The organism is Syntrophobacterales bacterium (assembly GCA_019429105.1).
In the GTDB taxonomy this organism is placed as follows: domain Bacteria; phylum Desulfobacterota; class Syntrophia; order Syntrophales; family UBA5619; genus DYTH01.
The window spans coordinates 85133-96955 of the sequence record JAHYJE010000004.1 but is presented as its reverse complement, the minus strand read 5'-3'; the positions used below and the strand labels follow the sequence as shown (position 1 = coordinate 96955).

Below are 11823 nucleotides of genomic sequence, written 5' to 3'. Positions count from 1 at the left end.
CGGGAAAACGAAGTTTAATGTTCATAATCTGGTTCTAACTGCTTGAAAAACCGTATTCCCGATAGAAGCATTGTGTACATTAAGCTCCGCTTTCGGGAATGACAAATAGTTTTGCAATTGGCTCCCTCGTAAAGATGTAGTGTATAGGTGCAGTCCCTGAAACAGGAGAGAACCGGCAAGAGATGCAGCTATTTATCGAACAACTGCTGAACGGCATCGCGACGGGCTCCATATATGCCCTGATCACCCTGGGGCTGGCTTTGGTCTATGGGATCATGCGCATCCTGCACGTTGCCCATGCGGCGGTTTACACCGTTGGCGCCTACATGGGGCTGCTGTTTTTCAACCTCACGGGCAGCCTGCTTGCCGCCATTCTGGGCAGCATGGCCGTTTGCGCGCTCCTGGGTGTCCTGATCGAACGGTTCGTTTATTTTCCGCTCCTGAAGTACCCGCCCTTCGTGCCGCTCATCGCCAGCATCGCGATTCTGCTTTCCGTCGAGGAACTCTCCCGGCTGCTCGCCGGACCCCAGATTCTGACCTTTCCGGCGGTTCTCCCGTTTCCGGAGCTGCACATCGCCGGCGTAACGATAAACTCCACGATCACGGCAGTTTACTGCATCACCGCACTGGTGCTCGCCTTGCTTTGGGTGATCACGACAAAAACCGAACTGGGCCTCGCCATGCGGGCCGCCTCCCAGGACCGGGCAATCGCCGACGCGATGGGAATCAATTCCCATCTGATTATCAGCATCACCTTTGTCATCGGTTCCGCCATCGCGGCAATCGCCGGGATTCTGGTCGGCATCTATTTCAACCAGATTTATCCGACGATGGGCGCAATCCCGGCATACAAAACGCTCGCCATCATCGTCGTGGGGGGCATGGGTTCGGCGCCGGGGGCGGTTGTCGCGTCGATGCTCCTCGGCATGGCCGAGACGCTGCTCATCGGTTACGCGAACATCCCGTTGCCCCGGGACGCGATTGCGTTCATCGCGATGATCGGCGTGCTGATGTGGCGCTCCGAAGGGATCATGGGTTCCCGCTGAGCAGAGATAAAGGACTGAAAACGTGAACGGATATCTTGTCACCATTGCCACCATCATCGCCATCAATGCCATCGTGGCTTCGGGCCTCAATGTGATCGTGGGCTTTGCCGGGCAGATTTCCCTCGGCCACGCCGCCTTTTTCGGGATCGGGGCCTACGCGGCGGCGCTTCTGGCCACCAAGGCCGGGCTTTCGTTCTGGGTCGCCCTGCCCGGGGTAATCGCGATCACCGCCGCAATCGGACTGCTTTTGGGCATCCCCAGCCTGCGGGTGCGCGACGACTTTCTGGCGATTACCACGATCGGCATCAACTTCATCGTCGAGGCGGTGTTCAACAACTTCGAGTTTTTCGGCGGGGCGCTGGGAATCAGCGGCATCCCCCGGGTTGTTCTTTTCGATCTCAAATTTCGGGGGACGGAGTTTCTTTATTTGTGCCTCTTTTTTCTCGCTGTCGTAATGATAATAAGCTGGTGGCTGACGCGCTCGTGGGCAGGGCTGGCGTGCTTTGCGATGCGCGAGGAGGAAGCGGCTGCGTCCAGCGTGGGAATCTCGCCCGTGCGCTTCAAGCTGCTGGCCTTCGTTATCGGCACCGGCATGGCCGGACTGGGCGGGGCGCTCTACGCCCATTTCATGCACTTCATCTCGTCTTCCGACTTTTCGTTTCCCCTGTCGGTCTCCCTGCTGAGCATGGTCGTGGTGGGGGGCATCGGAACACTGTGGGGGCCGATCCTTGGCGCCATCATCATCGGAATCCTGCCGGAGCTCTTCCGCCCCCTGATCGACTACCGCATCCTTTTCTATACGACCTTGCTGTTACTGATGATCCGCTTCCAACCCGGCGGGATTCTGGGCGAAAACAGCCTGGCGCGGCGGGTGTTTACAAAAATACTACCCCGGGGGAAGAAATGAAACGGCCGTTACTCAATATTTCCGGGCTTTCCAAATCCTTTGGCGGACTGAAGGCGGTGGAAGGCGTCAGCTTCAATATCGAACAGGGTGAAATCCTCGGCCTGCTCGGACCGAACGGCGCCGGCAAAACAGTCTGTTTCAACCTCATCTCCGGCATTTACAAACCCACGGCGGGGCAGATATTTCTGAACGCACGCCGCATTGACGGCCTTGCGCCGCACGCGATTGCCAATCTGGGGATCGGCCGCACCTTCCAGATTGTGAAACCGTTTGCCAACCTGACCGTTCTGGAAAACGTCATCGCGGCCCGCGGAATTACCCGCTACCGGAGCACGTTGAAGATCTGGTCAGGATGGAAGACCCCCGCCGAACGGCGCGGGGCAATGAACCTGCTGGAAAAGGTCGGCCTTCCCGAACTTTCCGAACGCCGGGCCGGCCTTCTGCCGTTGGGGAATCTCCGGAGGCTGGAAATAGCGAGGGCGCTTGCCGTCGGCCACAAACTCCTGCTTTTGGACGAATCATTTTCCGGCCTGCGCCACGAAGAGATCGCCCAGTTGGAAGCGCTGATCCGAGTCATTCGCGAGGACGGCCTGACGGTTTTGCTGATCGAACACAACATGCGGGTGGCCATGGGACTTTGCGACAGGCTGGTCGTCCTGGAGCACGGCAGCAAACTGACCGAAGGGACGCCGGCGGAGGTGCGCGCCAATGAGGCGGTAATCGAGGCATACCTCGGCCGGAAAGGAAGCGCCCATGCTGCTTGAGGTAAAAGACCTGTCCATCTCTTACGGGGACATCCACGCGGTATCGGGGGTAAGTTTCAATCTGGAGAAAGGGGAGCTCGTTTCCATCATCGGCGCCAACGGCGCCGGCAAGACCTCGATCCTGGGCGGACTGATGGGCATGGCGCCGGTAAGCGGGGGAAGCATCCGTTTCAAGGATGAGGAAATAAAAGGGCTCCCCTCATTCGAGCGGGCCAGGCGCGGCATGAGGCTTGTTCCGGAGCGGGCGCGGGTATTTCCCCGCTTGAGAGTGCAGGAAAACCTGCTGACCGGTCTTTACGGCCTGCACCGAAAAATCGAGGTCAAAGACAGAATCGGCTGGGTGCACGAACTATTCCCGATTCTCAAGGAACGCAGCCGTCAGCCGGCCTCAACGCTCTCGGGCGGCGAACAGCAGCAGCTCGCTATTGCCCGGGCGCTCGTCTCCGACCCGGAGCTGCTTTTGGTGGATGAAGTCTCCATGGGGCTCATGCCGAAATTAGTCGATCAGGTCTTCGCTGTTCTCGCCCAGCTCAATCGGGAGAAGGGGCTGACCATCCTGCTCGTCGAACAGAATGCGCTCGCCTCCCTCGAAATATCCAATCGCGCCTACGTACTTGAAACCGGCACTTGCATATTCGCTGGTTACGCGGAAGAACTGTTGAAGGATCCGCAGCTCAAGGCGGCGTATCTGGGGGAGTGAGATAGTTAAAAGTTGATAGTTAAAAAGGGCGGTAAAATGAAACTTTCTGGAAAGGAGAGGGTATGATGAAAACAAAGGTTAATGTTCATAAACTGATCAGTTCTACGTTGTTAGGGGTGGTTATGCTGCTTGCCGGATGGGCGACGGCAAATGCCGCGGAAACCATCAAGATCGGCCTGCTGGCGCCGCTTACCGGGTTTGCCGCGGCGGATGGCGCCAGTGTGAAGAATTCTGTCGATCTGGCCGTGGAAAAGGTGAACAAGGCCGGCGGTCTGCTGGGGAAAAAGATCGAGCTGGTTGTCTATGACGATAGGGCCGATGCGAAAGAGGCCGTCGCGCTGGCCCAGAAGCTTCTCCAGCAGGACAAGGTGGCGGCGCTGGTGGCCGGTTCTTACAGTATGCCTACCCGGGCGATCGCGCCGCTTTTTCAGGACGAGGAAATCCCTCTGGTTGCGGCCTACGCAATTCACCCCGACGTCACCAAAGCCGGCAACTTTAACTACCGCAACGGGTTTCTCGGCGCGGTGGAAGGACGAGCCGCCGCCTACGCGGCTGTGAAGCTGCTCAAAGGCAAAAAGATTGCTCTGCTCACCAGCGACAACGACTTCGGCCGCACACTGGCCGAGGGTTTTAACGAGTATATCGCCAAGTTCGCCAAGGGTCAGGCGAAGGTCGTCAGCACCCAGACCTACCCGATGTCGGAAAAGGATTTCAAACCTTACCTTTCGAAGATAAAGGAAATCAATCCCGACGTCATCTTTGCAAGCGGCTACTACTTCCAGACCGGCCCTGTGCTCAAACAGGCGCGTGAGCTCGGCATCAAGGCCCGGATCATCGGCGAAGAAGGGGCCGACTCCCCCAAAACTCTTGAGATCGCCGGCGATGCGGCCAATGGCTTCGTGATCGTCACCAACCTCAACCGCGACGACAAAAGGCAGTTTGTGCAGGAATTTCTGAAGAGCTACGAGAGCCGCTTCAATATCCAGCCGGACATGGTCGGCGCATCGGCCTATGACGCGTTCATGATCATCTGCGACGGCATCAAACGCGCGGGCAGCACCGACGGCAAGGCAATGCGCGACGCAATCGCCGCCACGAAGGATTACAACGGGCTGACCGGCGTCATCCGCGGCTTCAAAAATGGCGAGGTTGTCAAGGAGGTGCAGGTGCAGCAAGTAAAAGACGGGCGTTTTCGCTACTTCGGCGTGATCACCGACAAGAATTTGATTACTCCCTAACGTAACTGCTCAGAACATATAGGCTGCAGGCTGAACAGCTTCGTGCTCGCTTAAAGTGAGCAGTCGCATTATAACAATACAGGGGGTTCCCATGATTGCAATGAATGCCAGGGATGTCTTTAAAACAAGGGTCGAGACCATCACCTACAAGGGCCGACTCCAGCAGGTAAAGGATGTTTGGATACAGTGGCTCTCCAAGGCCGGTCCCGAAGCGGCGCCGGATTACGGGCTGCGTTTTTTCACGGTCGGCCCGGGCGGCGAGGTGCCGATTCACAGTCACTCCTATTATCAGACCACCTATGTCCTGTCGGGGCGTCTCTTGGTTGTGTCCTACGACGAAAACGACAAGGCGACCGGGGAAAAGGTTTTGGGCCCCCACGACTTCGTCTATCTCCCGACGCTGGAGCCGCACAGCATGAAAAACGCGAGCGACACGGAGGAATGCACTTTTTTGTGCAGCATCGCCAATATAAGAGAGTAGCGTTTTTTACATAAGCGACAAACCGGAGTCCGCATCGCAACGGCCAGAGCGAGATTGACGGGGATAGTGGTAGCGTGCCTTATATAGCGACAAATCGTAGTCCGCAGTAACTTCCGGCAATGCGGACTTGCCGAAAGACGGGAACGCAAGGTTCACTGCTTGCCGCCCAATTTCCAGGGAAGATTTTCGTCCAAAGATCGCAGGAGGATCAGCCAATGGCCGAGGCAGTTATGTTGAAAAATCTGGAGCGCCTTTTCAATCCTCGTGCGGTTGCCGTGCTGGGGGCTTCGGCAAACCCCGACAAGCTCGGGTTCCATGTAATGAAAAGCCTGACCGCAGGCGGGTTTACGGGAACGATTGTTCCCGTAAACCCGGGAACCGATTCAATTATGGGCATCCATGCGTTTTCATCCCTCGGGGATTTTCCCGGCGCCATCGATTTGGCCGTGATCGTCCTGCCCGCAAAGATGGTTCCGGATATCTTTCAGGAATGCCGTCAAAAAAACGTGAAAGGGGTGGTCTTGATCACCGCCGGTTTCAAGGAAATCGACGATCCCGAGGGCGCCGCGCTCCAGAGCTCCCTGGCCGAGTTCGCCCGAAAGGCCGGCCTCCCGGTTATCGGCCCGAACACCTTCGGCATGCTCAACCTTCGATTGAACCTGAACGCCTCCTTTACCCCGGAGTTCTCGTTGCTACCCAAAGGCAATATCGCCTTCGTCAGCCAGAGCGGCGGCGTCTCGCATCTGGTCGGGTTTCTGGCCATGCGGCAGAACGTGGGCTTCAGCAAGATAGTCGGTCTGGGAAACCGCCTTAATGTTGACTTTCCCGAAATGATCGCCTATCTGATGGACGATCCGGAAACGCGGGTCATTGCCCTGTATATTGAGGGCATGGATGAGCCGCGCCGGTTCCTGACGGCGATGAAAAATGCCCGTTTTGCCAAACCGGTTGTCGCCTACAAGACTGGAAACTCCCGCACCGGCAATCAGGCCTCCGCTTCCCATACCGGGTCTCTGGCCGGGAGGCAGGAAATCTACGCCGGGGCGTTCAAACAGGCGGGCGTTCTCCAGGTTGAAAGCGCGGAGCAACTTCTCGATACAGCGCGCGCCCTTTCCCTTTGCCCGCTTCCCGTGGGAGGAAAAGTCGCCATTCTTACAGGTCAGGCGGGTCCCGGCATCGCCGCCGCGGATGTCTGCGAATCCAAAGGTCTGGAGATAGCCGCTTTTTGCCCGGAGACTCAGCTATTGATCAACAAACTGCTTCCGCCCCTTGCCCTGCGCACGAACCCCGTGGACATGGGACCGGCCTGGTACAACACCGGGGCAATCGAGGGCATCATTCGGGCGGCGCTGGAAGATGACAATGTGGACGGTGTTGTGCTCCTCATGGTATTCGCTTCCGCCAACAGGGATGCCATAGCCGGCTTTTCCAGACTCCTGCTGGAATGGAAGCAGAAAAAACCGGTTATCTCCTGCCTGCTCTCCCCACCGGGAATTTGGGACGAGGAAATCCGGAAACTCGAGGCAGGAGGCGCCCTCGTCAATTTTCCTACCCCGGAGCGGGCGGCGAGCGCCCTGGCAGCGCTCCGGGAGTATCGGGAAATGAGCGGTTTTGAAGATAGAACCTAAAACCTGGCAGGCGACGGATATCATCAACGCCCGGCAGGCGGGAAGCTGCGCGGTCGGGGTCTTGACGGGAAGCGCCGACGAGAAAAGTCTGCGTGCAGCCGGCGCCGATCTGATTCTCGCCAACGCCTCGGCAATCTTCGGGCATCTTTGAGTGATTGAGCTCAGGAAATGCTGAACCGGGCCTTTCACTCTCAAGGCTCATTACCGAAGTCAACTGATCCATCCTGATGAGCTTGATTAGTTTATTTCCCTGATCTTTGTCTGCCCTCAACATCGATCATGATTTTACCATTGCCAGCATCATCTTGAATTTCTTCAAGGCCTTCACGGCATGCGGCTTACCGGCAGGCATGATGATTATTTGTCCTTCCTGCAAATGATGGGATTCTCCGGCGATAAGGATCTCCGCCTCGCCCTCCACTATCTGAACCAAGGCGTCAAAGGGGGCTGTATGCTCACTTAATCCCTGATCCTGGTCAAAGGCAAAGATGGTCACCGTTCCGGTCGTTTTCGCGATGATCTCCTTGCTGACAATGGACCCTGCCTGATAGGCCACCATTTCCTTTATATTCGATACTTGCTCGGCCATACTTTCCTCCCATCATGTTTAAGGTTAAAATGCTTCTCCAATTTTATCCATTCGAGGCAATTGCAAAACTCTCACATTCTGTCATTCCCGCAATGATTTTAAGCGGGAAAACGAAGTTTAATGTTCATAATCTGGTTCTAACTGCTTGAAAAACCGTATTCCCGATAGAAGCATTGTGTACATTAAGCTCCGCTTTCGGGAATGACAAATAGTTTTGCAATTGGCTCATTCATGTTCGGAATCCACCCCCGGGTTGGACACCCAGACCTGGGCGGCGCTCACCGCGCGTCGCCAGCCCCTGATCAGCATTTGGGCCTCCGCCTCTTTCATGCGGGAAGAAAAAATCCTGTCTATCTGCCGCTGCTTTTTGATTTCAGCCATCGTGCTCCAGCAGCCGACGGCAAGCCCGGCCAGATAAGCAGCGCCCAGGGCGGTAGTCTCGGCTACCCGGGGACGCGCCACCTTGGCCCTGAGCAGATCGGCCTGAAACTGCATCAGCAGGTTATTGGCCGTTGCCCCTCCGTCAACTCGCAACTCTCTGAACGCAATGCCGGAGTCCTTCTGCATCGCCCGGATAACCTCGATGGTCTGGTAAGCGATGCTCTCCAGCGCCGCACGGGCGATATGCGCGGCAGTCGTCCCCCTGGTCATGCCAAATATGGCGCCTCGGGCATGCTGATTCCAATAGGGCGCACCCAGCCCGGCAAAGGCGGGAACAAAATAGACGCCGCCGCTGTCCGGGACCGCGCCTGCCAGCGCTTCGACATCCGCCGCCTTGCCTATTATTCCCAGTTCGTCGCGCAGCCACTGGACAACCGCGCCGGCAATAAAAATGCTCCCCTCGAGTGCGTACTGCGTTTTGTCGCCGATTTTCCATGCTACAGTGGTCAGGAGCCGGTTTTTCGATTCCACCGGCTGGTCGCCGATATTCATCATAATGAAGCAGCCGGTGCCGTAGGTGTTCTTGACCATTCCCGGCTCGGTGCACATCTGCCCGAAGAGCGAGGCCTGCTGGTCGCCGGCAATTCCCGCAATGGGAAGGGGGGATGAAAAGAGCCCCGTGGATTCCCCGTAAATCTCGCTGGAGGAACGCACCTCCGGCAGGAGCGAAGCGGGTATTCCGAAAAGCTCGAGCAGCTCCTCGTCCCACTGCAGGGAGTGAATGTTGAACAGCATGGTTCGCGACGCGTTGGTCACATCGGTTGCATGCAGCCTGCCCCGGGTAAGGTTCCAAAGCAGCCAGGAATCGATTGTCCCGAAGGCCAGCTCCCCTTTTTCAGCTTGTTTGCGGGCGTTTTTTACATTATCGAGTATCCAGCGCAGCTTGGTGGCGGAGAAATAGGCGTCAATGACAAGGCCCGTTTTTTGAAGGATTATGCTGCTGTACCCAGCGGTTATTAATTTGTCGCAGAAATCGGCGGTGCGTCTGTCCTGCCAGACAATGGCGTTAAACACGGGCTTCCCCGTTTTTTTGTTCCAGACTACCGTGGTTTCGCGCTGATTGGTGATTCCGATCGCCACGATCGCGGCGACCTCCAGGCCGGCCTTGGCAATCGCTTCCATCGCAACACCGGCCTGGGTTGACCAGATTTCCTCGGGGTTGTGCTCCACCCAGCCGGGCTTGGGGTAGAGCTGCGTGAATTCCTTTTGCGCGACGGCAACCGGCAGGCCGTTTCTATCGAAGATGATCGCCCGCGAACTCGTCGTCCCCTGATCGAGAGCAAGTATGTAATTTTTCATATTTAGCGAGGTTTCATATACTGCATCGTTCCGTCCTGGATGACGGCGACGCGGGCGTTCCCCGGATAATCCTGTTCGAGGAGGGCAAGCGCCTCGGTCCATGTCTTCACGACGGCCACATCGTCGATATGGCAGACCATGTCAAGCATCGTCCTGTCCGGATAAGGGGTAAGGACAATCAGACGTTTCAGGGCGGCCGTGAGCGTTTTTTCGCCCCGGGCCTTCGCGAGATAGTGGCGGCCGCCATAATCACTCCCCCAGGCCCGCATCACGTAGTGGGGCACCTGTCCTCCCGGCGCATCGGCAATCAAGATTGCCGTGCCGGTGCAGTCGTGCTTCAGCGCCATGAGGGCCGGGACGAGGGCGATGATCGCCTCGCTCGCCTTTCCGTAGGCGTTGCCGACGGCAATATCGTAACCGGAGGCGTAGGGTATCCCGCAATGCTCCTTTGCTTCGGCGGCGCCGGCGGCATGGGTGCTTTTGAAAGGACCGGCATAAAGATTTACGATCTCTCCCCGCCGGTTTACCAGGCAGTCGATCTTGAAGTTCAAACCCGCCAGCTCTGCGGCTGCATCGCACTCCGCCCGCATGATATTGTTGTCGAAATTGCCGAGGCCGGTGCGGCTCCGATCCCGGTAGAGCTGATTATGAAACTGGTTGATCGATTCGAGCCCCGCCACGCCAGGAAAGACTATTTTCCCGCCACCGCTGAATCCCACGTGAACATGGGTAGTTACGCAACCGATGCCGATCTTCAGATCGCAGTTCATAAATTCCCGGTTGAACCAGACCTCCACCCCGGTCGGCGTTCTTCCCGCCCGGACGGTGTTCTGAAAGGGGTCGTGGTTATAAACTGCATAGTTCTCGACAATGTAATCCCCCAATTTTTTCCGGGCGCTGGCCATATCGTAGGCGCCATGACTGCCCAGTGCCCAGATGAAGCGGATCTGTTCCTTCTGCAAGCCCGCCTTGTGCAGGGCTTCGAGAACAAAGGGCGCCACTGCTCTAACCGGGGTGGGGCGGGTCATATCGTCAAAAACGATGACGGCCTGTTTTTTCCCGCGGGCCAGCTCTTCGAGATTTTCGCCCTCCAGCGGCCGAGATATCTTTGTCTTTATTTGAGCCGGCGTGAGCCCCGGCTTGTCAAAGCCGGGGGAGGTCAAATCGTCAACATCCCAGCGCTCGGGAAAGGCAAGCGCCCTTTCTTTATTTTCGTACCAGAGGCGAGAGGGAACAAAAATGGTTTGCATAAGAATAACCTGAATGGATTATTGAATTATCAGAGTTACTTCAAACGGAATTACACCATCAGATATTTTTTCATTATCTCCTTATTGGCCTCCAGCTCGCCGACAGAGCCCTCAAAGCGTATCCAGCCGTTGTCAATGACATAGACGCGGTCAACCATCTTCAGGGCCGAGCGCACATTCTGTTCGGAAAGCAGGATGCTCATCCCTGTAGCCTTTAATTTCAATATCTTTTCTTCCAGCGACTTGACGATAAGCGGCGCCAAACCCTCGGTCGGCTCATCGAGCAGGAGCAGTTCCGGCCTCCCCATGAGGGCCCTGCCGATGGTCAGCATCTGCTGTTCGCCGCCGCTTAAATGGCCGGCTCTTCTCGTCTTGATCTCCGCGAGGGCGGGAAAGAGCTCATAAACCATCTCCTTTGTCCGTTCACAGTCCTTTCCGTAAACGATATCGAGGTTGTCATCAACGCTCAGGTCTGCAAAAACCCTTCTATCGTCGGGAACATAGCCGATGCCTTTTCGGAAAAGCTGATAAGGGGCCTGGCACGCAATATCCTCGCCCTTGAAGCGAATTGTTCCGGTTTGGGGGGGAACAAGCGCCATGATGCTCTTCATGGTCGTGGATTTTCCGGCCCCGTTGCGGCCGAGCAAGCCCACAACCTCTCCGCTTCCCACCTTCAGGGAGATATTGAACAGCACATGACTCAAGCCATAATAGGTATTTATATCAACTACATTCAGCATACGTCGCTCCCGCCGAGATAGGCATCCTGAACCGCCTGATTGCATCTGACTTCCTCGCAACTGCCCTGAACGAGCGTCGCGCCTCTGGCCATAACCATGATGCGATTGGCAATCGCAAAGACCAGCGCCATATCATGCTCGCAGAAAAGGATCGTTAAACCGAGATTATCGGAAAGGCCTTTGATTAAATCAATGCAACGGCCGGTTTCTTCGGGGGCCATGCCGGCCGTCGGTTCATCAAGAATCAGAAACTCCGGATTGCCCCCCAGGGCAACCGCGATCTCCAGCACCTTGCGATCGCCGTGCGAAAGGAGACCGCAGACATTGTCCCTCTTTTCGGCCAGCCCGACGCTCTCCAGGATCTTCAAGGTTTCCGCTATTAAAACCCGTGAGGAAGGGGTAACGAGATTCCAGTTCATCTTTTCCCTGGCCATCAGGGAAATCTGCACATTTTCAAAGACGGTAAGCCTCTCAAATACATTCACAATCTGGAAGGAACGGCAAAGTCCCTTTTTGCAGATTGCGTGCGGGGGCAGTCCGGCAATGTTCTCTCCCTTGAAAATCACCTTGCCGCCATCGGGTTTTAAAACACCGGAGATGAGATTAAAGAGGGTCGTCTTGCCTGCGCCATTAGGGCCGATCACGGCGACGATTTCCCCCTTCTTCACTTCAAGATTTACCTTGCTTACCGCCATGAATCCATCAAAGGATTTCGACAGCGCCTCTATCTTTAACAAAAT

13 protein-coding genes are annotated in these 11823 nt (G+C 56.4%); 8 read left to right on the top strand and 5 right to left on the bottom strand.

The window, feature by feature from the left end:
* Positions 1-182: 182 nt before the first annotated feature.
* The 8 genes from K0B01_02535 (at position 183) to K0B01_02500 (ending at position 6915) form a co-directional block, all read left to right on the top strand.
* Entirely contained in the window at positions 183-1046 is an 864-nt protein-coding gene (locus tag K0B01_02535) for a branched-chain amino acid ABC transporter permease (protein ID MBW6485017.1), read from the top strand.
* A gap of 22 nt (positions 1047-1068) precedes the next feature.
* Positions 1069-1953, top strand: a complete 885-nt coding sequence (locus K0B01_02530) for a branched-chain amino acid ABC transporter permease (protein ID MBW6485016.1) — start codon at positions 1069-1071, stop codon at positions 1951-1953.
* Positions 1950-2717, top strand: coding sequence for an ABC transporter ATP-binding protein (locus K0B01_02525; GenBank protein ID MBW6485015.1), 768 nt, complete (start codon positions 1950-1952; stop codon positions 2715-2717). Before K0B01_02530 ends, K0B01_02525 begins: the two co-directional genes overlap by 4 nt.
* Entirely contained in the window at positions 2710-3417 is a 708-nt protein-coding gene (locus K0B01_02520) for an ABC transporter ATP-binding protein (protein MBW6485014.1), read from the top strand. Before K0B01_02525 ends, K0B01_02520 begins: the two co-directional genes overlap by 8 nt.
* A 62-nt stretch (positions 3418-3479) precedes the next feature.
* The gene (locus tag K0B01_02515) at positions 3480-4655 is read left to right on the top strand and encodes an ABC transporter substrate-binding protein (protein MBW6485013.1); all 1176 of its coding nucleotides are present in this window, start codon (positions 3480-3482) and stop codon (positions 4653-4655) included.
* A 91-nt stretch (positions 4656-4746) separates the two neighbouring features.
* Positions 4747-5136 (top strand): cupin domain-containing protein, encoded by a 390-nt coding sequence (locus tag K0B01_02510; protein MBW6485012.1) that lies wholly within the window; start codon positions 4747-4749, stop codon positions 5134-5136.
* A 215-nt stretch (positions 5137-5351) separates the two neighbouring features.
* Complete coding sequence (locus tag K0B01_02505) at positions 5352-6764, top strand: CoA-binding protein (GenBank protein MBW6485011.1); 1413 nt, start codon at positions 5352-5354, stop codon at positions 6762-6764.
* Positions 6748-6915 carry a hypothetical protein gene (locus tag K0B01_02500; protein ID MBW6485010.1) on the top strand — a complete coding sequence of 56 codons (168 nt, stop codon included), beginning with the start codon at positions 6748-6750 and terminating at the stop codon, positions 6913-6915. The genes K0B01_02505 and K0B01_02500 overlap by 17 nt, the downstream gene beginning before the upstream one ends.
* Positions 6916-7041: 126 nt before the next feature.
* Here K0B01_02500 and K0B01_02495 read toward each other — a convergent pair whose 3' ends face one another.
* From K0B01_02495 to K0B01_02475, 5 genes are all read right to left on the bottom strand, one after another.
* Positions 7042-7353 (bottom strand): cupin domain-containing protein, encoded by a 312-nt coding sequence (locus K0B01_02495; protein MBW6485009.1) that lies wholly within the window; start codon positions 7351-7353, stop codon positions 7042-7044.
* A 225-nt stretch (positions 7354-7578) separates the two neighbouring features.
* On the bottom strand, positions 7579-9093 hold the full coding sequence (gene glpK, locus K0B01_02490; GenBank protein MBW6485008.1) for a glycerol kinase GlpK: 1515 nt from the start codon (positions 9091-9093) through the stop codon (positions 7579-7581).
* A gap of 2 nt (positions 9094-9095) precedes the next feature.
* A complete protein-coding gene (locus tag K0B01_02485) occupies positions 9096-10343 on the bottom strand; it encodes a DUF2088 domain-containing protein (protein ID MBW6485007.1) in 1248 nt (415 codons plus the stop codon).
* 50 nt (positions 10344-10393) lie between these two features.
* Complete coding sequence (locus K0B01_02480; protein MBW6485006.1) at positions 10394-11083, bottom strand: ABC transporter ATP-binding protein; 690 nt, start codon at positions 11081-11083, stop codon at positions 10394-10396.
* The gene (locus tag K0B01_02475) at positions 11077-11820 is read right to left on the bottom strand and encodes an ABC transporter ATP-binding protein (GenBank protein MBW6485005.1); all 744 of its coding nucleotides are present in this window, start codon (positions 11818-11820) and stop codon (positions 11077-11079) included. The genes K0B01_02480 and K0B01_02475 overlap by 7 nt, the downstream gene beginning before the upstream one ends.
* Positions 11821-11823 lie beyond the last annotated feature (3 nt).

Excerpts from the sequence above, each read along its gene's own strand:
- K0B01_02535 (MBW6485017.1), top strand. The coding sequence starts at position 183 with ATGCAGCTATTTATCGAACAACTGCTGAACGGCATCGCGACGGGCTCC.
- K0B01_02525 (MBW6485015.1), top strand. The coding sequence starts at position 1,950 with ATGAAACGGCCGTTACTCAATATTTCCGGGCTTTCCAAATCCTTTGGC.
- K0B01_02515 (MBW6485013.1), top strand. The coding sequence starts at position 3,480 with ATGATGAAAACAAAGGTTAATGTTCATAAACTGATCAGTTCTACGTTG.
- K0B01_02510 (MBW6485012.1), top strand. The coding sequence starts at position 4,747 with ATGATTGCAATGAATGCCAGGGATGTCTTTAAAACAAGGGTCGAGACC.
- K0B01_02505 (MBW6485011.1), top strand. The coding sequence starts at position 5,352 with ATGGCCGAGGCAGTTATGTTGAAAAATCTGGAGCGCCTTTTCAATCCT.
- K0B01_02495 (MBW6485009.1), bottom strand. The coding sequence starts at position 7,353 with ATGGCCGAGCAAGTATCGAATATAAAGGAAATGGTGGCCTATCAGGCA.
- glpK (MBW6485008.1), bottom strand. The coding sequence starts at position 9,093 with ATGAAAAATTACATACTTGCTCTCGATCAGGGGACGACGAGTTCGCGG.
- K0B01_02485 (MBW6485007.1), bottom strand. The coding sequence starts at position 10,343 with ATGCAAACCATTTTTGTTCCCTCTCGCCTCTGGTACGAAAATAAAGAA.
- K0B01_02480 (MBW6485006.1), bottom strand. The coding sequence starts at position 11,083 with ATGCTGAATGTAGTTGATATAAATACCTATTATGGCTTGAGTCATGTG.